Origin of the sequence: Syntrophomonas wolfei subsp. wolfei str. Goettingen G311 (assembly GCF_000014725.1) — a bacterium.
GTDB lineage: Bacteria > Bacillota > Syntrophomonadia > Syntrophomonadales > Syntrophomonadaceae > Syntrophomonas > Syntrophomonas wolfei.
On the sequence record NC_008346.1, the window covers coordinates 1,035,986 to 1,059,001 of the forward strand.

Below are 23,016 nucleotides of genomic sequence, written 5' to 3' on the forward strand. Positions count from 1 at the left end.
AGGATACTATATTCTAAATTTCTAAAGGGGGCCAGACAATGAGTGAGAAATTTGGCAAAGAAGGTCTCACCTTTGATGATGTGCTGCTCGTTCCGGGAAGGTCTGAGGTTCTCCCCCAGGATGTTGATGTCTCTACTATGCTAAGTCGTAATATAAGGCTAGTGATTCCTATTTTAAGTGCGGGGATGGATACGGTTACTGAAACCAGAATGGCTATTGCTGTGGCCAGGGAAGGCGGCATTGGCATAATTCACAAGAATATGTCTATCGAAGAACAGGCTAGAATGGTGGATCGGGTAAAACGTTCCGAACATGGTATTATAACAGATCCGTTTTTTCTGTCGCCGGACAATATTATTCGGGATGCTCTTGATATTATGGAGCACTATCATATATCGGGAGTGCCTATTACCGAGGGGAGCAAGCTGGTTGGAATTATTACCAACCGGGATATACGTTTCGAAACCGATTTTAACCAACCTATAAAAAATGTAATGACCAGTGAAGGTTTGGTTACAGCGCCGGTAGGCACTAGTATGGACCAGGCTATGGATTTGCTCAGGAAATACAAGATAGAAAAACTCCCCTTAGTCGATGACAGTTTTAATTTAATGGGATTAATAACCATCAAGGACATCGAAAAAACCTCAAAATATCCCAATGCTGCCAAGGACCAGCGGGGACGATTGCTGGTGGGGGCAGCTGTTGGCATAGCCCATGATACCCTGGAACGGGTGGAATGCCTTAAAAAAGCCGGGGCGGATGTGATTGTAGTGGATACGGCTCACGGCCATTCGCTAAGCGTAATAAGAATGGTAGCCACCATAAAGAAACAATTTCCGGATATTGAGCTTATTGCCGGTAATGTAGCTACCGCGGAAGCCACCGAAGAATTGATAAAAGTGGGGGCTGATGCCATAAAGGTGGGAATTGGTCCGGGCTCTATTTGCACCACACGGGTAGTAGCCGGAATCGGTGTTCCTCAGATAACCGCCGTTTTTGATTGTGCCCAGGTAGCTAAAAAACATAATGTACCTATAATCGCTGATGGCGGCATAAAATATTCGGGGGATATCGCCAAGGCCATTGCCGCCGGTGCAGATACGGTAATGTTAGGTAATCTTTTGGCGGGAACTGATGAAAGTCCAGGCGAGACACAAATATACCAGGGCAGAAGCTACAAAGTTTACCGTGGAATGGGGTCTTTGGGAGCTATGGTGCAGGGGAGCAGTGATCGTTATTTCCAGGAAGATGCCCATAAGCTGGTACCCGAGGGTATAGAAGGTCGTATCCCCTATAAAGGTTATGTATCTGAAACCATTTTCCAACTTATCGGGGGGCTGAAAGCCGGTATGGGTTATTGTGGAGTGAAGGATATCGAGGAAATGCAAAGCAAGACCAATTTTATTCGTATTACCAATGCAGGTTTGATTGAAAGCCACCCACATGATATATCCATTACCAAAGAAGCTCCAAATTACCAGGTAATATAGTAGGAAGACGGAGGACGGAATGGTCGTCAGGGGTAAGGTGTAAATTGCAGTGTTAAAAGGACCGTCCCCTTGACATGCTAATCTGACACAAGAACCGTCCCTGTGGCAGGCCCGGAAAACGGAATGGCTTGCTTTTCATCGGTGGTTGTGGTTCCGGCTAGGGGGACAGTATGGAGATTTGGGTCGGGCGCATAGTACTGGCTGCTATTATGGGATTTATTTTGGGTGTAAGTACTGACAGGTCGATATCTACTACCCGCACTTATGCCATCACCTGTATGGTGGCAGCTCTGCTTACGATTGTTTCCAATGAGTTTTTTAGAAACCTCGGCAATCCATTTTACAGCGATCCGGGTAGGCTCTCTGCTCAAATCATATCAGCTATAGGATTTATTGGCACCGGGTTGATTTGGATGGCTGAAGATAAACGAAGCGGCAGCGGGCTTTCTCTGGCGGCCAGCTTATGGATAACGGCTATTTTAGGAATGTTGATTGGTGCAGGATTGCAACAGGCCATGGTTCTGGCCACATTTTTGGTTATAATTATTTTTTGCTTTTCCGATCGCCTGATTAGATGTAAGAATTATTTATGGAAAATACTATCGGAAAAACATAGAATAGATAAGGGGGAATAATCCCCCTTTTGAATGCGGGTTATTTCGATTCTATTACAGCTGGTTGGAGATACTCCTTTCGGCCATTTCGATTGCTTTACTTACCATGCTGCCACAGTCTCGGGAAGATACAGCACCCCAACCTTGAGTTGACACCAACTGGTCAACTCCAAGTTCACGGGCAATTTCATATTTGAGCTGTTCGGACATCAGGCCTTTTTTACGGCTCAATCGAAAAACCTCCTTAATTCCCGCACCCATTTAGTATTTTGTGATAATATAATTAGAATTATGGCTAGATTTTAAAGCTTTATTTGTAGAGTGTTTCACAAAATACGACTTATTGTATAAAATTAAATAAAGCCAAGGAGGTAATAATTCATGAGATATGAAGGAAGTGTTTACCGTCCACCCAGTGAGGCCAGGAGTTATATACTGCAGGTCACTATAGGTTGTTCTCATAATAGATGTACATTTTGTTCCATGTATAAAGACAAGAAGTACCGGGTCAGGTCGTTGGACGAAGTAATGGCCGATATTCGTATGGCTAAATTATACTATGGAGATCTGGAAAAGGTATTTCTGGCTGATGGAGATGCGCTGGCGGTTGAAACCGGTGATTTAGTAAAAATAATTGCTGAGCTTAAAAAGAATTTTTATAGCCTAAGGCATATTGGGATTTACGCCAGTCCCGACAGTATCCTCTCTAAAGATATCGAGGAGCTTAAAAGATTAAAAGAGGCTGGGCTTACTATTGCTTACCTGGGTGTGGAAACCGGAGACCCCGAGCTACTAAAAGATATAAAAAAAGGGGTAACTTACGAAGAAATGGTTGAAGCAGGAAAAAAGATTCGGGAAGCTGGTATTCTCCTGTCGGTTACAGTTTTGTTAGGTTTGGCAGGAAGAACTCCGCAGGCAGTTGATCATGCCCGCAAAACAGCTCAGATCCTGAATGAAATGAATCCCGACTATGTTGGTGCTTTAACCCTGATGCTGGAACCGCGTACACCTCTGTACCGGAAAATGCAAAGAGGGGAATTTGAACTGCCGGGTCCTTTTGAAATCCTGGACGAAATGCGTATCATGATAGAGAATTTAGAACTTGAGGGAACAGAATTTCGCAGTAACCACGCTTCCAATTACCTGCCTATCAAAGGAAGGTTCCCGGAAGATAAAGAAAATATCATGGATTTGATCAATACCATAATTAACCGGAATGATGCCCGTTACCTTCGCCCCGACTATTTAAGGGCACTCTAAGTATTAGGGCTAATAATAATTAATCTTCTTTTTATGTAAAATTCAAATCAGGGGGTGGAACAATTGCGTTTATTCGGCACCAAAGACGAGCAGCTGTTTATGTTATTCAGTGAAAGCGCCCGTGTAGTAGTAAGAGGTGGGGACATACTGCAGAATGTGGTCAATGATTATAGCGACCTGGATATTAAGATGGCGAAATTAACCGCCATGGAACATGAAGGAGATCGGATTATTCAGGAACTGATACGGCGCTTGAACACCAGTTTTATTCTTCCCTTTGATCGGGAAGACGCCTTTCAACTGGCACAGAAACTATCCACAACCCTTGATTATATCACCGGGATTATTGACCGTATGATTTTATATAAAACCGGACGGCCCAACAAGAGGGTAAAAGAAATGGTAAACGTTCTCTGTGAAGCTTTGTTTCTGCAGGAAAGAGCTTTAAACCTGCTGCAGAGTTTAGAGCACAATAAGAGAGAAATTTTGGAATGCTGTGAAGAAATAAGACAGTTGGAAAGAAAACAGGATAATCATTATCGCCAGGGCCTGGCCCTTTTATTCGAAAATGAAGAGGAACCAATTGTTATAATAAAATGGCGCGAAGTCTATGAACATATTGAAATGGCTCAGGATTATGTTCAGGATGTGGCGGAATTAATCAGTAATATTTGTGTCAAGTATTCTTAATATTCTTATGGCTCCAAGGAAGGCAGAAGGGGGTCATCAGTCGTCGGTAGTCAGACATCGGAAGGGGTAGGTAGTTGTTTCCTATCCCTTCTTTTTTTAGCATCGGAAGAAACTACGAAGCAGTTTCAACACACCGCTGCAACGAGGCGGGGGGATTAGAACCCACTGCCTGTTTTGTAAATAGGCGTTCGCTTAGCGGGGGACATATTTCGCCTCGTTATATTACAAGCTTACAAGCGCGATTCCATTGCGTAAAGTAATAATTATGCATTGGCTTGTGCAAGTATACCGCTCTACCTCAATAACGACCAGAGGGAGCATCAGGCATACCTGCCCCGTTCCCTTTTTCTTTGCCGTAATTTTTTCTTCTTCTATCCTCCGCCTTCCGCCCTCCGTCTTCTGTCCTCCGTTTGCCAGGGATAAAGATTATAAAACTGGGGTATTTTACTAAAAGGAGGGATACCATTTGCGTAAATTTATCCTTAGCAGCATAATTTTGGCCCTAATAACTTGCCATATGGGCTTTACATGGTCTTTGCCCCGAATCGAAGTACCCCAGGCATCAGTGGTATATGATGTTAATGGTGAAGCAATAAAGGGACTGGGGGAGCAAAACCGGATTAATATTGAGCTGAGTGAAATGCCGGACTATTTTATCAAAGCCATAATCGCGGTGGAAGACAAGAATTTTTACCAGCACCACGGTATTGATATGGCAGGGATTTTTAGGGCCATTTATGTAAATATCAGGGAGAGAAAGATTGTAGAAGGCGGAAGTACTATAACCCAGCAGACTGCCAAGAACCTTTTCTTGAGCAATGAACGCACTTTTTTGCGTAAGTTTAAGGAGCTTTTTTATGCTCTGGAATTAGAGCGACAGTATAGCAAGGATGAGATCTTAACCATGTATTGCAATACCATCTACTTCGGCCAGGGAGCCTATGGTATCGAAGTGGCCGCCCGCACCTTTTTTGGTAAAAGCGCCCGGGATTTAAGCTTGGCGGAATCGGCTCTTCTGGCCGGTATTCCCCGCTGGCCCAGCAACTACGATCCCTATATCAATCCCGAAGCAGCAAAAAAGCGTCAGTTGGTCGTGCTGCAACGGATGCAGGAAGAAGGCTATATTGATCAAGAAAGCAAAGCCCGAGCCGCGGAAGAGAAGCTCCAATATGAAAAAACCACTTATATTAAAGGGGAAGCCCCCTATTTCATTGCGCTGGTAAAGGATTACTTGAGTAAAAAATATGGAGAGCAAATGATATATCAAGGGGGTTTGAAGGTTTATACCAGCCTGGATCTATATATGCAGCGGGCTGCCAACCAGGCTTTGCAGTCAGGCTTAGAGGCCTATGATCCCAATTTACAAGCGGCTCTGGTAGCAGTGGATTCCGGTAACGGAGGGATTCGAGCGCTCATTGGAGGAAGGGACTATGCCAGTTCAACCTTCAACCGGGTTTTTTCCAAGCGCCAACCAGGTTCGACCTTCAAGCCCTTTATGTATTCACTGGCTCTATATTCCGGTTTTACTGCGGCTGATAAAATAATGTGTGAAGAAGTGGAGTATGAATTACCCAATGGTGATATTTACCGGCCTACCGATTATGGGAAAGAACCCTATCACTGGCGCGAGTTTACTTTGAAAGAGGCGGTAATGAAATCGGATAATGTGGTTGCGGTTCGGGTAAACAGTATCTTAGGTCCAACAGCTGCCGCCAGCTACGCGGAAAAATTTGGTTTCAGTAATATTCAGCCGGTGCTTTCTCTGCCTTTGGGTGCCAGTGAGGTCAGACCCATAGATATGGCTTTGGCCTATGCGGTTTTTGCCAACCGCGGCCTATACAGTAATGCCAACTACATATTAAAGGTAACGGATAGAAACGGAAAGGTCTTAGAAGAAAATCGCCCCCAGCAGAGAAGGGTAATTGGGGAGGATAATGCCTATATAATTACCAATATCCTGGAAGGAGTACTGGAAGCGGGTGGTACGGGGGCACACCTGCGCAACGTTTTCGGAGATAGGATTGCTGCGGGGAAAACGGGAACTACTGATGAATTCAAGGATGCCTGGTTTGTTGGCTTTACTCCCCGTATTTCTTGTGCGGTTTGGGTGGGTTATGACAAAAACCGGGATGTTAATATTTCCGGTGGGGTAATTGCCGGGCCGATCTGGGCTAATTTTATCGAGGGAGCTTCCCGGAGGCTGGCCGAAGGTGATTTTTATCGTCCGGATAATATAAGACTGCTCAATATCTGCCTGGATAGTGGGCTGGTTGCCAGCGAATCCTGCCCCCGGCAAGTGGAAATGGCTTTTGTAGAGGGGAGCGAGCCCGAAGATATATGTTATGAACACCGTGAAGAAAATGAGGGGAGCCTTGATGACGGTATCTTTCCCTGGTGGCAAAGCTGGTCTCCATAAAGGTGGGAGATGCGGGAAGTATCTAAATATATCCAAATCTTTTGCCGTATTTCAGGTAGCCCTGAAATCATGCCTTATCCATACTACGATTTTCTCACTTGCCAAATTATTGCTGGCTAGCTCTGGCCCTTAATGGTAGAATTTCCTTAGCTGTCCTTTTGCATTAAGGGCTTTTGCTTATTCCAACAAGGAGAGAAAAATGCGTAATATGGAGCTCCGGGAAGGTATAAAAGATTCAATACCCATTGTTTTAGGTTATTTGCCTCTGGGCTTCGCCTTTGGTGTTCTGGCCACGGAAGCCGGAATGAATCTGCAACAAGCCACTGCTATGTCTGTTTTGTGCTTTACCGGTGCCGGGCAATATATAGCTATTGGGGTTATGCAGGCGGGAGGAGCAGTAATTACGGCTATTTTAGCCAACCTTTTAATAAACCAGAGATACACTCTCTTTGCTACTTCCATGGTTCCCTATATAAATAAGCTCCCTACCCGCTGGGCGGCTTTTTTATCCTATGGCCTCACGGATGAAACCTATGCCGTAGCCATGAACCGGTATAGGCAACGGGAAGCCAGTATCTCATATATGGCGGGACTGAACCTGACTTCACATTTATCCTGGATTGGCAGTACTATTTTAGGAGCCTGGCTGGGCAGCATGATTAGCAATACCGAGCGTTTTGGTCTGGATTTTGCTTTACCGGCTATGTATACTTGCCTTCTAGTTTTCATGGTGAACAAAAAAAGTGATGCTCTGGTAGCAATTATCGCTGCTGTCATATGCCTCTTAACTGGCTACTTGCTGCCTGGATCCATGAAGAACCTGTCTAACATTATTATTGCTACCTTAATCGGGGCCAGTTTGGGGATGTTGATTGATGAGCGCAACTAGCATTTACTTAATGATAATCGGGGTTTCCCTGGTCAGTCTTTTACCTCGTATATTGCCCGTAGCCATATTATCACGCTTTGAATTTCCTGAAGCATTAAAGAAATGGTTATCTTTTGTCGCTCCGGCGGTTCTGGGAGCATTGACTGCCTTGAGCATAATCGCCCCCCGGGGTAGTATAGATATTAGTACCGGAAATATTTACTTATGGGCTTTTATACCTACATTTTTGGTAGCTATAAAAAGCAGAAGCCTGTTCTTCACCCTGGTCACCGGTATTTTAAGCATGGCAGTTTTATATAATTATTTTAGTATATGAAGTAAAGCATAAACGATAAGAATATCTTATCGAAGGAGGAGTCAAATAATGAATGCAGTTATAAGCATTCTGGTGGAAAATACTACTCCATCTCCGTCCCTGATTGGAGAGTACGGCTTTTCCGCTTTGGTAGAAGTGGATGAGAGAAAGATCCTCTTTGATACTGGCAGCAGTGATGCCCTTTTTAAAAATGCAGAAAACCTGGGAGTAAAGCTGGAAGAAGTTGAAGCACTGGTTATCAGTCACGGTCATTTTGACCATACCAGCGCGGTAATTCCTTTTTTACAGAGATTCGGGCCCAAAAAGCTCTATCTCCATCCAGGTATTTTTTCTCAGCGCTATTTGCAGGGGAAAAAGGGTTTGGGTCCAAATATCGGCTGCCCCTTTGAACCAGAGGATCTGGTGAAAAATGGCGCTGAAATAATCTTTATTGATAGTTTTAGCGAAATCATGCCCGGGGTTTTCATCAGTGGAGAAATACCACGGAGAAACAGCTTTGAAAATACCGGAGGCAATTTCAAAGTCGCTACCCACCATGGCTTACTTGAAGATAGGTTGCTCGATGATATGGCTTTGCTGGTAGATCATCCTGAAGGCCTCATTATAATCAGTGGATGCGCCCATTCGGGGATGATAAACACCATAGAATACATCCGGGAAAAAACGGGCCGTTCCAAGATACTGGCTTTTATTGGAGGAACCCATTTGATAACGGCTTCCGAAGATAGACTGGCCCAAACCATAGCTGTTTTGAAAATGATGGATATTGAAAAAATTGCGGTTGGCCATTGTACTGGTTTCTATGCTGCCGCCCGTTTATTAAATGAGCTTGGCCCCAGGGTAATTAAGGCAGATACGGGTATGAGCTTCTCTTTCTAACAGGTTGCTGCAAGTAAATTATACGGGGGTATGATTTCTGAATCTGAATAAATATAAAGTAAAAACCAAAGATTTAAGAAAGAATTGCAATCCGTCTATTTTTAAATTCAATTCTACCGCTGAGATTGAGCCCTTGCTTGGAATCATCGGGCAGGAACGGGCTTATCGTTCCCTGTCGATGGGGGTAGATATTGAAAAGCAGGGTTATAATGTATACCTGGCTGGAGCCATGGGGACGGGCAAAACCACCCTGGCCTGGGAGATATTGGAGAGAAAAGCTAAAAATGAACCTCCTCCCCCTGACTGCTGCTATGTGCATAATTTTAAAAATCCGGATTGTCCACAGGTTTTACTCTTGCCTGCAGGCATGGGGAGCAGTTTTAAAAAAGACCTGGAAGCTGGAATAGACCGGGCCATAAAAACCTTGCTCAAGGCTTTTGAAAGTGAAGAATACGAGTATGAAAAAAACGCTATATTGGGTGTTTTTGTTGACGAAACCAATCGAATGTATATGCAGTTGGATGAAGAAGCACACAGCTATGGTTTTACCATAAGCCGTAACCAAAACAGCATCAACAGCGTTCCTCTGAAAAACGGGGAGCCCCTCAGCCAGGAAGAATTCATCTCTCTACCGGAAGAAGAGCGGGCCGAGATAATGAAGAAAAGTGCCATCATTCAGGAAAAACTTAACCAGGCTTTTCGTCAATTTAAGGAGTTGGAGAAAAACATTAAAGTAAAGGTCAAAGAGCTGGAAAATGAAACTGCCAGGTCGGCACTGGCACCATTTTTCGCTGAATTGTTTGAAAAGTATCGTTTATGCAAAGAGCTGGTGGAACATATCGAAGCCATACAAGAGGATCTCCTGGCCAATTATGAAGTTTTTGTTCAGCCGGAAGAAAAATCCCCTCTAAGCCTGTTCCGGCTAATTGACCGCAGGACTTCGTTGCGCCGCTACCAGGTAAATTTAATAATTGATAATTCGGAATTGAAATACGCTCCCGTAATCTTTGAAAGCAATCCTACTTATGCCAATCTCTTCGGACAGATAGAATACGAAGGAGAATTCGGTATTCTAGCTACGGATTTTTCCAAGATTAAGGCCGGAGCCATACACCGGGCCAATGGTGGCTATCTGATTCTACGGGTTTATGATGTAATTAAAAACTACTATGTATGGGATGCTCTCAAGCGCTGTCTTATAAACCAGCAAATTGTGGTGGAAAACCTGAGCCGAACGTTGGGTTTAAGTAATACAGAGACTCTGCAACCGCAACCCATTCCCGCCAAACTTAAAGTGGTATTGATTGGGGAGCCACTGTATTATTATCTCCTTTATAACTGGGATGAAGAATTCAGGCGACTTTTTAGGATCAGGGCAGATTTTGATATTGAAGTGAAAAAAAACCGCAAGCGGATTAAAGAATACGCCAGCTTTATCAGTTCCGTATGTCAAAAGGAAGGTCTGAAACATTTTACCCCGCAAGCAGTTGCTGCTGTGGTTGATTATGCTACCCGCCTGGCGGAAGATAAGAATAAAATATCTACCATGCTGAATAAAGTGGTGGAAATAGTGATTGAGGCTGACTGCTGGGCCAATTATGAGAGAGCGGAATTGGTTGGCCTGGAACATGTAAAAAAAGCCATAGTGGAAAAAAAATATCGATCTTCCCTGTTGGAAAATAAAATTCAAGATATGATGCTTGAAGAAAGCCTGATAATTAATGTGAATGGTAAAAAGGTGGGAGAACTTAACGGCCTGGCAGTATATGAAATAGGGGACTATGCTTTCGGTAAGCCGGTGCGCATCACCGCCAAAACCTTTATGGGAGAAAAGGGATTGGTAAATATTGAACGAGAAATCCGTATGAGTGGGAATATTCATAGCAAAGGAGTTCTTACCTTAAGCGGCTATCTGGGAGCTAAGTATGCCCGGGAAAAACCTCTAACCCTATCGGCCAGTTTAACTTTTGAACAGAGTTATCAGGGAATAGAAGGAGATAGTGCCTCCAGTGCCGAATTATTTGCATTATTATCCAGCCTGGCGGATCTTCCTATTAAACAGGGAATTGCAGTAACTGGTTCCGTCAATCAAAATGGTGAAATTCAACCAGTAGGAGGCATTAACCAAAAAATCGAAGGATTTTTTAGACTTTGCCAAATGAAAGGTTTGAATGGAGAACAGGGAGTTATTATACCCAGGAAAAATTTATCCCAGCTAATGTTGGAGGAAGAGCTGGTTGAAGCCGTAAAAAAACGACAATTTACCATATGGGCTATTGAAGATATTGATGAAGGTCTGGAGATACTTATGGGCAGGACAGCCGGAAAAAGGGAAGAGAACGGAAGATTTTCGCCGGACAGTGTTCATGCTCTGGTAGACCAAAGATTAAAGGAATGGAACAGCAAAAAAAGACAAGGAATGATGTACTCGGATAGGGCTATTAGTGAGGGTCGCCGCACTCAAAAGAGTAGAAGGAGGAAAGGCCATGAGTAAAGGCAGAATCCTGGGGGGAATATTGCTTATTCTTCTTTTACTGTTTAACAGTGGCTGCAATTTTGAGGGCAAGAAGCTTTTCCAGTCCTCCTCAGCTCCTGAGGAGCAACTTATTAAAGTACGGATAGTTTTTACTGACGATCAAGAATTGGAAACCTATATAAAAAATTTGGGTATTGATGAAAAGGGCAAGGTTTATGTAGGAGGCTCTTCTTTGAGCTATTTCTATGATGCTAATGGTAAGGTTCTGGGTTCTTACAACTATCAGCGGGTATTATATATAGAAATAATCCCGGAGAAAAACAAGGAAAAATAAGATTTTTGTGGAATAGTGTCAAATAAAAGAGCGGCACATCAAGTTAATTAGAAAAGGTGAGGTATAAGGAGTAAGGCGCGGGGGTATCTATGTAGCTGTTGCTGTCTTGCAAGCAAGGGAGTTGATAAGAAACCAAGGAAAGAAAATTGGAAGGAGCGGGGATATTGTGAGTTTAATGGCTAGAGTGGAAAGGCTGCTGCGATTATTAGATGTGCGCCTGCGATTGATGCTGGCTTTTACCCTGATAGTAGCAGCAGTTACCGGCTTAATGGGAGTTTATGCCACCTATGTAATGTCAGATAAGATTGTATTTACCGCCCAGGAAAAGCTCAAGTCTGACCTGGCCCTGGGGCGGCAGATTATTGAACTTAACTTCCCGGGGGAATGGGAAGTGATTGATGGCAAACTATACAAAGGCGATGTATTGATGGAGGAAAATTACGAGGTTGTGGATAGAATAGGTAAATTGACCGGGGATACGGTAACTATTTTCAAAGGAGACACCCGAATATCCACCAATGTTATGAAGGACAATCAGCGGCAGGTAGGAACCCAGGTATCGGAACAGGTGGCCGAAGCAGTTTTGAAGAGAGGGGAAACATACATAGGCCGGGCCAATGTCGTAGGAACCTGGAACGAAACGGCTTACGAACCGATAAAAAATAGTGCCGGACAAACAATCGGTATATGGTATGTAGGGGTTCCGGCTACTCCCTATGATGAAGCGGTGGGGCATTTTCGCAATTCTATGGTTACTTACTCCTTAATCGGAATATTAATTGGTTTTATAGCGGCCTTCCTTATTGCAGCCAGCGTACACCGGCCTTTAGATAGAATAAAGAGTGCGGTGAGTGAAGTAAGCCAGGGCGACCTGACCCAGAAGGTGCCGGTTTTTGCTAAAGATGAACCAGCCCAGTTAGCTTTAATGGTTAACTTAATGGTAGAAAAGATATCTGAGCTAATAGGTAAGACCCGGCAACTGGCGGAAAATGTAGGGGAAGCTAGTGGCATTTTGCTTAAAACCTGCGAAATGAGTACCAGTCAAATGCAGGATATGACTATAAAGGCTAATGATATGAATAATAGCGCCACCAGCCAGGCTGATTTAACTGGTCGCTCCAAAGTGGTTATAGGAGAAATGTCCGAAGTTATCCAACAGGTGGCACGGAACTCCCAGGAAGTGTCCTCATCAACCATGGTGGCCAATGCCAAAGCTCAGGAAGGGGAGAAGCAGGTAGAAAAAGCGATAGAACAAATGGGAGTAATCAGCCATACCGTTAACTCTACCGCCCATATAGTTCAGGGCCTGGGTGAAAAATCGCAAGAAATCAATCAAATTGTAGATTTGATAACCAATATAGCCAACCAGACCAATCTTTTAGCCTTAAACGCTGCTATTGAAGCGGCCCGGGCGGGAGAGCAAGGTAAAGGATTTGCCGTGGTAGCGGAAGAAGTCCGCAAGCTGGCGGAAGAATCCGGGGAGGCGGCCAAGCGTATTGCCGGTCTCATTAAGGAAGTACAGAATGAAGCTGTTCGAGCCGTCAAGGCTATGGAAGAAGGAACTAAAGAAGTAGCTTACGGGACAGAAGCGGTAGCCAGTGCTGGTGAAGCTTTTGAAATGATAATCAAAGGGGTCACCGAAATTAGCGAAGAGATTCAAGAGATGTCTGCGGCCAGTGAAGAGATGGCAGCCAGTGCGGAAACTGCTTTAGAGTCCATAGAGAAGACCAGTGCAGCTGCCGAGGATAATCTGGGCTATACCCGGATGATTGGCCAACTGGCCGAAGAACAAATGGCCAGCGTGGAGGAAGTCAACGCTTCTATTGAAAGCTTGAACAAAATAGTAATAGAAATGGAAGACGCCATTTCCTATTTTAAAGTTTGACTTTGTTCGATTAGTAAGAAAAGTGAGGTGTGAGGGGTTTAAGTTATTTCCTACTACATCTTACTATCCAAACGCCTATTAACTCACTTTTCGTCGGTGGTTATGGCCTTTGGCCGGTCATAGAGGGTTATATCGAAAAATGCTAGATTTTGCGGCCCGTTCTTATGTTTAGAATGGGCCATGTTTATTGGAGAGTAATCTTGGCGCAATTTGCAGTTGAAGAAAAACAGAAAGGCTGAAGGGCAGACTTACGAAATAGTCTCTTCAGATTTAATGAAAGTTCTGTTACTATAGATTTAGGGAGAATGAGATGGGGATAAGCTCAGCAATAATGACCATAGGGGAAAGAATAAGCAAGAATACCCCAGATTGAGCGTTTTTTTGTTCAGAGATGCTTATCACACAGACTATAATTCAGGGGAGGTAAAAACTATGAAGCAAATTGCGGCAAGATGCCTGCTCTGTGGTAAAACCTATGATGTAGAGGAAGACCACAAGGATTTTAAAAAACTAAGCGAGGCTAAAGAAGTCCCTAGTTTTATCTGTGATTTTTGTAGTAACCGGGTTCGTCATGAATCGGATGAAAAAAGAAAAGAAAAGAAGCCGATTTAATTTGGAGGATAGCTTTGGAAAACCTCAGAATAAGAAAATATGATGGTCAAGAACTGGCTGCCCTGGCTTTTGTCCCCGTGGAGCCAATTATGGTATTGCTGGTATCTCACGGTTTTCGCGGAGCTAAGGAAAACGGGGGTAAGATTTACTCTTTTGCTTCCCGCCTGCAGGAACTAGGGATAGCAGTGTACGCCTTTGATTTTATAGGCAGCGGGGCCAGTGACGGCAGTTTTGCTGATATAACTCTCTCTCGCCAGGGCGATGATCTGGCGGTTGTAATGGATTATGCCTATAACAGACACCAACTCCCCCTGCTATTATTAGGGAGGAGTTTTGGGGGCAGTACGGTTCTGGCCGGGGGGAGCAAAGACCAGAGGGTAGCTGGCTTCATACTCTGGTCTACCCCGGTGATGTTAAAGGATTGCTTTGCTCGTATTATGGGCTCTGATTATAATAAACTGAAAGAAGGGCAGGCCTTACGCTTTCAGGATGAAGCCGGGGAATTTGCATTAAATCCTGGTTTTATAAAAGATTTCGACTTGCATGATATGGATCAATACCTGGCCACAATTGCCTCCCGGCCAGTTCTTATAGTACATGGAAAAGAGGATGAGGCAGTAGACTTTACTAATGCAGAGTACGCAGCCCGCCAGCTCCCTAATTCTCAGTTATATCTGGTAGATCAGGCTGACCACCGCTTTACCGGGATGACGAGAGAAAGGGAAGACATAACCATCAACTGGCTTCGCGAAACATTCCCCCACTTATCTTGACAAAGGGGACGTCTTGACAAGGGGACGGGGTTGTTGATACACCCGCAAGCGGGTGTATCAACAACCCCGTCCCCTTCACCTTTTTCGAGTCCCTTGTCAACCCTAACTCACTTTTCATCGGTGGTTGTGGCCCTCTGGACCATGGGTGGTTAGTTTGGCAATGAAGTCCAGGGCTTTTTCCAGCCGGGAAATACATTTTTCCTGTCCCAGCACTTCCATCAGCTCAAAAAGCCCCGGAGTGGCCGTACGCCCGCTTAATGCCAGGCGGGTAGGGTGAATCAAATCCGCTGCCTTTATTTTCAATTCCTGAGCCCGCTGCCGGAAAGCTTCTTCCAACTCTGCCGCCGAGAAGGAACCCATGTTGGAGACGATTTCCAGAACTTCGCTCAGCATGGTTGAGGCTTTTTGCTGTCCGAAGTGCTTCTTAACGCCCTTTTCATCATATTGCTTAACTTCCTCAAAAAAATAGCCAAGAGCATCCAAAAGTTCATCCCGAGTTTTAGCCCGGTTGCGTACTAGCTCTACCGCCTGCTGGAAGTAATCAAAGTTATCTTCATTTAGCCATCCCTGTTGTTGGGCTTGGGGCTCAACTAAGGCCATCAAGCTTTCTATATCAAGCCGCATCATATATTGACCGTTCATCCACGCCAACTTCTCCAAGTCATATATAGCCGGGGATTTGGAGATATGCTCCAGGGAAAATTCCCGCATCATTTCTTCACGACTCCAGATATCAATATCCTTACCAGTTGACCAACCCAGAAGTGCCAGGTAATTTACCAAAGCTTCAGGAAGATAGCCCTGGTTTTCGAATTCCTGAACAGAAATCGCTCCATGCCTTTTAGATAGTTTGCTCCGATCCGGGGCCAAAATCATGGATAGATGAGCAAAAGCAGGTTCTTTCAATCCCAGAGCTCGATAAATGAGCAATTGGCGAGGTGTATTCGAAAGGTGTTCCTCAGCTCTTAACACATGGGAAATCTGCATGCTAAAGTCATCAACGACTACGGCAAAATTATAGGTAGGCCAGCCATCAGATTTAGCTATTATGAAATCATCAAAAAGGGCATTGGAAAAACTTACATCTCCACGAATAAGGTCCGGAACTACTGTATTACCATCTAAGGGAACTTTTAGACGAATAACCGCCGGCTTTCCCGCCTGCAGCATTTCGCTGGCTTCTTCCGGTTTTAATGCCTTACACCTGCCCCCATATTTATAGTCCCGTTTTTCCTGGGCGGCCTCTTCTCTCTCTTTTTGTAAATCCTCTGGGCTGCAGAAACAATAATAAGCTTGACCAGAATCCAGAAGTTCTTGTAGGTAACGGGAATAGATATCACCCCGTTCACTCTGGCGGTATGGGCCCAGCGGGCCACCAATATCCGGTCCCTCATCCCAGTCCAGACCCAGCCAGCTTAAGCCTTCCACTATCCCCTGGGCTGAATCTTCGCGGGAGCGCCTGAAATCAGTATCCTCAATACGTAATATGAATTTCCCTCCATTTTGGCGGGCAAACAACCAGTTAAAAAGGGCTGTGCGGGCTCCTCCCATATGTAAAGCCCCCGTTGGACTGGGAGCAAAACGAACCCTAATATTACTCATAAATCAGCATCACTCCTTTACCAGTATAGTCTAGTACAAAGCCCCGCAATTTTCAAAGGGCTAACCTTATCTAAATTGTTAACACTTCAGGCACCAAATGTAACTACTTTTCATATATTTATAGAGCGGGGTGATAAAATGTTTGGACCCAGAATCAATTGGCCTCCTATAATATTGGTATTAATTCTTTTAGCTTCAATAATAATGACCCTGGCTTTACTGGATTTTGAGCTGAAGTCCAGCATTTTAGCTATTGCCAGGTCCAAAGCCCAGATTCAAGCTGTGGAAAGTATAAACCAGATAGTCGCTAAAAAGATTGTTACCCAGATCCAATATACCGATATTGTTTATGTTCACAAAGATGAACAGGGCAGAGTGGTTTTAATTCAGCCCAATACTATAGAACTTAACCGACTCATGACCGAAACCATGGTAGAGGTTACGCGGGCTATGAGTTCAATGCAGGAAAATACTATTAGTATCCCTTTAGGCCAGCTTACCGGCTCAAGAATCCTGGCTGGTTACGGACCTAAAATTAAAGTAAAAACCATTCCGGTTTCCCAGATAAATGTAAATATATTAAACAAATTTGAACAGGCTGCTATCAACCAGAGCCGCCATCTAATATATTTTCAGATTGAAGGGAGAATAAAAGTAGCAGTACCTTTCCTGGATGATGAGGTTAAGATTTCAACCACCATACCCCTGGCAGAAACAATAATAGTGGGCGAAGTACCCAAGACCTATGTAAATTTTTCAGGATCGGGAAGCGGATTAAACTCCCTGTTGGGAGAATAGTATTAGCATTAAATACGGTAGCGGGACGATTTAAAAAAATTACGATTTCTAAACTTGACAGAGCAAATGGGGCATGATATTATAATTCTTGCGCGCAAGCGGGGAGCTTGAAAGCGCAAAGCTCTTGATAAAACTGAACAGCAAGACTAGAAGTGCGAAAAAGTTAGATAAGTCTTAATGATTTAACTAACGGCTCAACGAGAAAAAAAGCCAGACGATGGCTAGGATAGACTTTTATTGGAGAGTTTGATCCTGGCTCAGGACGAACGCTGGCGGCGTGCCTAACACATGCAAGTCGAACGGATTTGGGAGGTGCGAGGTTAGAGGTTAGAAGTGGGAATTAAGGTAGAAATCGGCTTTGCCGATTTCATCAAAGGAATCTCACATCCAACTTCTCACCTCACACTTCTCAGATTAGTGGCGGACGGGTGAGTAACGCGTGGGCAACCTACCCATAAGCGGGGGATAACAGTTGGAAACGGCTGCTAATACCGCATAAGCTGTACAATACGCATGTTAAGTACAGTAAAGATGGCCTCTTGACAAAGCTATCACTTATGGATGGGCCCGCGTCTGATTAGCTAGTTGGTAGGGTAGTGGCCTACCAAGGCAACGATCAGTAGCCGGCCTGAGAGGGTGGACGGCCACACTGGGACTGAGACACGGCCCAGACTCCTACGGGAGGCAGCAGTGGGGAATATTGCGCAATAGGGGAAACCCTGACGCAGCGACGCCGCGTGAGCGAAGAAGGCCTTAGGGTTGTAAAGCTCTGTTGTAAGGGAAGAAGAACTTAAGCGAGAATATTGTTTAAGAGTGACGGTACCTTACTAGAAAGCCCCGGCTAACTACGTGCCAGCAGCCGCGGTAAGACGTAGGGGGCGAGCGTTGTCCGGAATTACTGGGCGTAAAGAGCACGTAGGCGGATATTTAAGTCAGATGTGAAAGACCGCAGCTCAACTGCGGGGTTGCATTTGAAACTGGGTATCTTGAGGGCAGGAGAGGGCAGTGGAATTCCTGGTGTAGCGGTGAAATGCGTAGAAATCAGGAGGAACACCAGTGGCGAAGGCGACTGTCTGGACTGACCCTGACGCTGAGGTGCGAAAGCGTGGGTAGCAAACAGGATTAGATACCCTGGTAGTCCACGCCGTAAACGATGGATACTAGGTGTAGGAGGTATCGACCCCTTCTGTGCCGCAGCTAACGCAATAAGTATCCCGCCTGGGGAGTACGGTCGCAAGGCTGAAACTCAAAGGAATTGACGGGGGCCCGCACAAGCGGTGGAGCATGTGGTTTAATTCGATGCAACGCGAAGAACCTTACCAGGTCTTGACATCCTACGGATTTCTATGAAAGTAGAGAGTGCCTTCGGGAGCGTAGAGACAGGTGGTGCATGGTTGTCGTCAGCTCGTGTCGTGAGATGTTGGGTTAAGTCCCGCAACGAGCGCAACCCCTGCTATTAGTTGCTAACATTAATGATGAGCACTCTAATGGGACTGCCTGTGACAAGCAGGAGGAAGGTGGGGATGACGTCAAATCATCATGCCCTTTATGATCTGGGCTACACACGTGCTACAATGGATGGTACAGAGGGCAGCGAAGCCGTGAGGTGAAGCGAATCTCAAAAAGCCATTCTCAGTTCGGATTGCAGTCTGCAACTCGACTGCATGAAGTCGGAATCGCTAGTAATCGCGAATCAGAACGTCGCGGTGAATGCGTTCCCGGGCCTTGTACACACCGCCCGTCACACCACGAAAGTCGGCAACACCCGAAGCCGGTGACTCAACTCGCAAGAGAGAGAGCCGTCCAAGGTGGGGTTGGTAATTGGGGTGAAGTCGTAACAAGGTATCCGTACCGGAAGGTGCGGATGGATCACCTCCTTTCTAAGGAGTAAGGAGAGGAAGAAGCAATGCTTCCTCCCGGACAAGTGGAAGAGAGGAATTGGCGAAAGACAATTCCAACAAATTGTCTAACCTCCAACTTCCCACCTCCCACTTCTCCTATCGGTCGATCCTTCTGGTCTTGACTGTTCGTTTTATATATAACGGTAGGTTTCAACAGTTCATCAGCGCCTGCGGCTTGATTCACTGGAAACCGTCGCATGGGACACACCATAGTTCATCTACGCCCTATCGGGCTTGATTCACCAGGTCGTGTCTCCAACAGTTCTTTGGAAACTGCATAGAGGGAAAGAAAGTAGGAACAATTTCATTGCCGCTTTAAAGAGATAATGCAAATTATTTCGCAAAGCAAAATGAGAAAGTTCTCTCGCAAAGGTCAAGATAAAAAGAGCGTATGGTGGATGCCTAGGCGCCAGGAGGCGAAGAAGGACGCGGCAAGCGGCGAAACGCCACGGGGAGCTGCAAGCGAGCATAGATCCGTGGATATCCGAATGGGGAAACCCGGCAGAGGCGAACCTCTGTCACCCTTACCTGAACACATAGGGTAAGAGGAGCGAGACCCGGTGAACTGAAACATCTTAGTAACCGGAGGAAGAGAAATCAAGCGAGATTTCCTAAGTAGCGGCGAGCGAAAGGGAAAGAGCCCAAACCATGCAGGTGTAAAGGCTGCAGCCGTTGCCTGTATGGGGTTGAGGGGTCTGCAGGACCATACTGCAGTATGGTCACAGAGTAAGAAAATATATGTTTAGCTGAATGAGCTGGAAAGCTCAGCCACAGAAGGTGAAAGCCCCGTAAGCGAAAAGCATATATCTCTGAGCAGAAACCCCGAGTACCGCCGGACACGTGGAACCCGGTGGGAAGCAGGGAGGACCACCTTCCAAGGCTAAATACTACCTGGCGACCGATAGAGAAGAGTACCGTGAGGGAAAGGTGAAAAGCACCCCGGGAGGGGAGTGAAAAGAACCTGAAACCGTATGCTTACAAACAGTAGGAGCACTATTGGGAAGTGAGAAGTGGGAAGTTAGAAGTGAGAAAAGGGAAGAAATCGGCACAGCCGATTTCATCACAAAATCCCACCTCCCGCCTCTCACCTCTCACTTCCCAAGTGTGACTGCGTACCTTTTGTAGAATGGGCCAGCGAGTTACTGTATTAAGCAAGGTTAAGTTCAAAAAGGATGGAGCCGCAGCGAAAGCGAGTCTTAATAGGGCTATATAGTTTAATGCAGTAGACCCGAAACCGGGTGATCTATCCATGGCCAGGGTGAAGCGATGGTAACACATCGTGGAGGCCCGAACCAGAGTGCGTTGAAAAGTACGTGGATGAGTTGTGGATAGGGGTGAAATGCCAATCGAACCCGGAGATAGCTGGTTCTCCCCGAAATAGCTTTAGGGCTAGCGTCAGGAAAAGAGCCTTGAGGGGGTAGAGCACTGGTTAGGCTAGGGGCCTTACACGGTTACCGAACCTTCCCAAACTCCGAATACCACAAGGTGCTACCTGGCAGTCAGACTGTGGGTGAAAAGGTCCATAGTCGAGAGGGAAACAGCCCAGACCAACAGCTAAGGTCCCCAAATCTATGCTAAGTGGGAAAGGATGTAGAGCTGCACAGACAGCCAGGATGTTGGCTTAGAAGCAGCCACCATTGAAAGAGTGCGTAATAGCTCACTGGTCAAGTGGCTCTGCGCCGAAAATGTAACGGGGCTAAGCATAGTACCGAAGCTTTGGATTCGACAGCTCCATGAGATGTTAGAAGTCAGATTGCCTTAAGGATGCGGCTGAGCCGTGCAAGGCAGTTAAGAGACATAAGCAGAATAGTTTGGAGCAAGAAAAGCAATTAGCTAAGTTGATTTAGCGAAGCCGCTAAATCGCCCAAGCTAAGCATAGTGGATTTCTAGCATGTCATGGAGCTGTTGAGTGGTAGGGGAGCATTCCTAATGGGCAGAAGCTGTACCGAAAGGAGCAGTGGACTGTTAGGAAGAGAGAATGCTGGCATGAGTAAGCGAGAAGGCAGGTGAGAATCCTGCCCGCCGTAAACCTGAGGTTTCCTGGGGAAGGCTCGTCCGCCCAGGGTAAGCCGGGACCTAAGCCGAGGCCGCAAGGCGTAGGCGATGGACAACTGGTTGAGAATCCAGTGCCACCTGAAGCCGCTATAAGCGATGGGGTGACGCAGGAGGATAGGTGAAGCGCACGGATGGAAGAGTGCGTCCAAGCACGTAGGGTAATGGGCAGGCAAATCCGCCCATTGAAAAGCCTGAGGTGTGATGGGGAGTGAAATATAGTAGCGAAGTCACTGAGTCCAAACTGCCAAGAAAAGCCTCTAGCAAGGTAACAGGTGCCCGTACCGAAAACCGACACAGGTAGGTGAGGAGAGAATCCTAAGGCGCGCGAGAGAACCCTCGTTAAGGAACTCGGCAAAATGACCCCGTAACTTAGGGAGAAGGGGTGCTCTATTAGCGTGAGTATGTTTAACATATATGAGCGTGAGAGAGCCGCAGTGATCAGGCCCAGGCGACTGTTTAGCAAAAACACAGGTCTCTGCCAAATCGAAAGATGAAGTATAGAGGCTGACGCCTGCCCGGTGCCGGAAGGTTAAGAGGAAGTGTTAGCGCAAGCAAAGCACTGAGCCGAAGCCCCGGTGAACGGCGGCCGTAACTATAACGGTCCTAAGGTAGCGAAATTCCTTGTCTGGTAAGTTCAGACCCGCACGAAAGGCGTAACGATCTGGGCACTGTCTCGACGAGGGGCTCGGTGAAATTGTAATACCGGTGAAGATGCCGGTTACCTGCGATAGGACAGAAAGACCCCGTGGAGCTTTACTGCAGCTTGATATTGAATTTTGGTAGTTGATGTACAGGATAGGTGGGAGACTAAGAAGTGAGGTCGCCAGGTCTCATGGAGTCAACGGTGGGATACCACTCTTTAATTGCTGGGATTCTAACCTGGGCCCGTAATCCGGGTCAGGGACAGTGTCTGGCGGGCAGTTTGACTGGGGCGGTCGCCTCCCAAAGAGTAACGGAGGCGCCCGAAGGTTTCCTCAGCGCGGATGGAAATCGCGCGAAGAGTGTAAAGGCATAAGGGAGCTTGACTGTGAGAGAGACATCTCGAGCAGGGACGAAAGTCGGGCTTAGTGATCCGGCGGTACCGAGTGGAAGGGCCGTCGCTCATCGGATAAAAGCTACCCCGGGGATAACAGGCTTATCTCCCCCAAGAGTTCACATCGACGGGGAGGTTTGGCACCTCGATGTCGGCTCATCACATCCTGGGGCTGGAGAAGGTCCCAAGGGTTGGGCTGTTCGCCCATTAAAGTGGTACGTGAGCTGGGTTCAGAACGTCGTGAGACAGTTCGGTCCCTATCCATCGCAGGCGCAGGAGAATTGAGAGGATCTGTCCCTAGTACGAGAGGACCGGGATGGACAGACCGCTGGTGTACCAGTTGTCTCGCCAGAGGCATCGCTGGGTAGCTATGTCTGGGACGGATAAGCGCTGAAAGCATCTAAGCGCGAAGCCAACCTCAAGATGAGTTCTCCCACTCCGAGAGGAGGTAAGATCCCATCAAGAACAGGTGGTTGATAGGCCGGGTGTGTAAGTGTAGTGATGCATTAAGCTGACCGGTACTAATAGATCGAGGTCTTGACCTTAAAAACTTTCTTTCCCCTGCAGTTTCCAAAGAATTTCATAAAGCAATAAAATTTCCTGGTGACAATGGCGGAGAGGCCACACCCGTTCCCATCTCGAACACGGCAGTTAAGCTCTCCAGCGCCGATGGTACTGCGGTTAAGCCGTGGAAGAGTAGGTCGTTGCCAGGAATTATTATTTTCTGGAGTGTAGGGAAAAACCTTACCCCTAACCCCTTACTTACTTTCCGGGTGTGCCCCACCCGTTCCCATAGTCGCCAGTCAGTCCTTCGGACTTCTATTTGTCGACACTAGGCGAGACATCGTCGCCGTCGTCGAACACGGCAGTTAAGCTCTCCAGCGCCGATGGTACTGCGGATATCCGTGGAAGAGTAGGTCGTTGCCAGGAATTATTATTTTCTGGAGTAGAACATAAAAAGCAAGCAAAAATACAACATTCTGTTTTGTT

The 23,016-nt window shown here is 46.1% G+C and carries 16 protein-coding genes and 4 rRNA genes; 18 read left to right on the forward strand and 2 right to left on the reverse strand.

Annotation, left to right across the window (positions count from 1 at the left end; all coding sequences use genetic code 11):
* Window positions 1-38 precede the first annotated feature (38 nt).
* Window positions 39-1,493, forward strand: a complete 1,455-nt coding sequence (gene guaB / locus SWOL_RS04615) for an IMP dehydrogenase (RefSeq protein WP_011640337.1) — start codon at window positions 39-41, stop codon at window positions 1,491-1,493.
* Window positions 1,494-1,663: 170 nt separating this feature from the next.
* Window positions 1,664-2,128 carry an MgtC/SapB family protein gene (locus tag SWOL_RS04620; protein ID WP_011640338.1) on the forward strand — a complete coding sequence of 155 codons (465 nt, stop codon included), beginning with the start codon at window positions 1,664-1,666 and terminating at the stop codon, window positions 2,126-2,128.
* Between the two features lie 33 nt (window positions 2,129-2,161).
* Here SWOL_RS04620 and SWOL_RS04625 read toward each other — a convergent pair whose 3' ends face one another.
* Window positions 2,162-2,338 (reverse strand): alpha/beta-type small acid-soluble spore protein, encoded by a 177-nt coding sequence (locus SWOL_RS04625; protein ID WP_041427389.1) that lies wholly within the window; start codon window positions 2,336-2,338, stop codon window positions 2,162-2,164.
* A gap of 150 nt (window positions 2,339-2,488) precedes the next feature.
* On the opposite strand from SWOL_RS04625, the gene SWOL_RS04630 reads away from it, so the two are divergent.
* From SWOL_RS04630 to SWOL_RS04680, 11 genes are all read left to right on the forward strand, one after another.
* Window positions 2,489-3,367: a radical SAM protein gene (locus tag SWOL_RS04630; protein ID WP_011640340.1), complete on the forward strand. Its 879-nt coding sequence runs from the start codon at window positions 2,489-2,491 to the stop codon at window positions 3,365-3,367.
* Between the two features lie 54 nt (window positions 3,368-3,421).
* On the forward strand, window positions 3,422-4,057 hold the full coding sequence (locus SWOL_RS04635) for a DUF47 domain-containing protein (RefSeq protein WP_242649364.1): 636 nt from the start codon (window positions 3,422-3,424) through the stop codon (window positions 4,055-4,057).
* Window positions 4,058-4,523: 466 nt separating this feature from the next.
* Window positions 4,524-6,473 (forward strand): transglycosylase domain-containing protein, encoded by a 1,950-nt coding sequence (locus SWOL_RS04640; protein ID WP_011640342.1) that lies wholly within the window; start codon window positions 4,524-4,526, stop codon window positions 6,471-6,473.
* 199 nt (window positions 6,474-6,672) lie between these two features.
* On the forward strand, window positions 6,673-7,362 hold the full coding sequence (locus SWOL_RS04645) for an AzlC family ABC transporter permease (protein WP_011640343.1): 690 nt from the start codon (window positions 6,673-6,675) through the stop codon (window positions 7,360-7,362).
* Window positions 7,349-7,678, forward strand: a complete 330-nt coding sequence (locus SWOL_RS04650; protein ID WP_041427390.1) for an AzlD domain-containing protein — start codon at window positions 7,349-7,351, stop codon at window positions 7,676-7,678. Before SWOL_RS04645 ends, SWOL_RS04650 begins: the two co-directional genes overlap by 14 nt.
* A 48-nt stretch (window positions 7,679-7,726) precedes the next feature.
* Complete coding sequence (locus SWOL_RS04655) at window positions 7,727-8,557, forward strand: MBL fold metallo-hydrolase (protein WP_011640345.1); 831 nt, start codon at window positions 7,727-7,729, stop codon at window positions 8,555-8,557.
* Between the two features lie 178 nt (window positions 8,558-8,735).
* Window positions 8,736-11,051, forward strand: a complete 2,316-nt coding sequence (locus SWOL_RS04660) for a Lon protease family protein (RefSeq protein ID WP_341271084.1) — start codon at window positions 8,736-8,738, stop codon at window positions 11,049-11,051.
* The gene (locus tag SWOL_RS04665) at window positions 11,044-11,367 is read left to right on the forward strand and encodes a hypothetical protein (RefSeq protein ID WP_041427392.1); all 324 of its coding nucleotides are present in this window, start codon (window positions 11,044-11,046) and stop codon (window positions 11,365-11,367) included. Before SWOL_RS04660 ends, SWOL_RS04665 begins: the two co-directional genes overlap by 8 nt.
* A gap of 175 nt (window positions 11,368-11,542) precedes the next feature.
* Window positions 11,543-13,252 carry a methyl-accepting chemotaxis protein gene (locus SWOL_RS04670; protein ID WP_155814275.1) on the forward strand — a complete coding sequence of 570 codons (1,710 nt, stop codon included), beginning with the start codon at window positions 11,543-11,545 and terminating at the stop codon, window positions 13,250-13,252.
* Between the two features lie 432 nt (window positions 13,253-13,684).
* Entirely contained in the window at window positions 13,685-13,864 is a 180-nt protein-coding gene (locus SWOL_RS04675) for a DUF2197 domain-containing protein (RefSeq protein WP_041427393.1), read from the forward strand.
* A 14-nt stretch (window positions 13,865-13,878) separates the two neighbouring features.
* Complete coding sequence (locus SWOL_RS04680) at window positions 13,879-14,637, forward strand: alpha/beta hydrolase (protein WP_011640350.1); 759 nt, start codon at window positions 13,879-13,881, stop codon at window positions 14,635-14,637.
* 114 nt (window positions 14,638-14,751) lie between these two features.
* Here the strand turns inward: SWOL_RS04680 and gltX are convergent, their stop codons facing one another.
* Window positions 14,752-16,239 (reverse strand): glutamate--tRNA ligase, encoded by a 1,488-nt coding sequence (gltX, locus tag SWOL_RS04685; protein ID WP_011640351.1) that lies wholly within the window; start codon window positions 16,237-16,239, stop codon window positions 14,752-14,754.
* Between the two features lie 138 nt (window positions 16,240-16,377).
* Here gltX and yunB point away from each other — a divergent pair, with 138 nt between their 5' ends.
* From yunB to rrf (SWOL_RS15230), 5 genes are all read left to right on the forward strand, one after another.
* Entirely contained in the window at window positions 16,378-17,037 is a 660-nt protein-coding gene (gene yunB / locus SWOL_RS04690; RefSeq protein WP_011640352.1) for a sporulation protein YunB, read from the forward strand.
* Window positions 17,038-17,271: 234 nt separating this feature from the next.
* Window positions 17,272-18,917, forward strand: a 16S ribosomal RNA gene (locus SWOL_RS04695).
* Between the two features lie 392 nt (window positions 18,918-19,309).
* A 23S ribosomal RNA gene (locus SWOL_RS04700) occupies window positions 19,310-22,571 on the forward strand.
* A gap of 54 nt (window positions 22,572-22,625) precedes the next feature.
* A 5S ribosomal RNA gene (gene rrf / locus SWOL_RS04705) occupies window positions 22,626-22,739 on the forward strand.
* A 109-nt stretch (window positions 22,740-22,848) separates the two neighbouring features.
* Window positions 22,849-22,956: ribosomal RNA gene (rrf, locus tag SWOL_RS15230) — 5S ribosomal RNA — on the forward strand.
* Together the 16S, 23S and 5S rRNA genes form the textbook arrangement of a ribosomal RNA operon.
* Window positions 22,957-23,016: the final 60 nt, after the last annotated feature.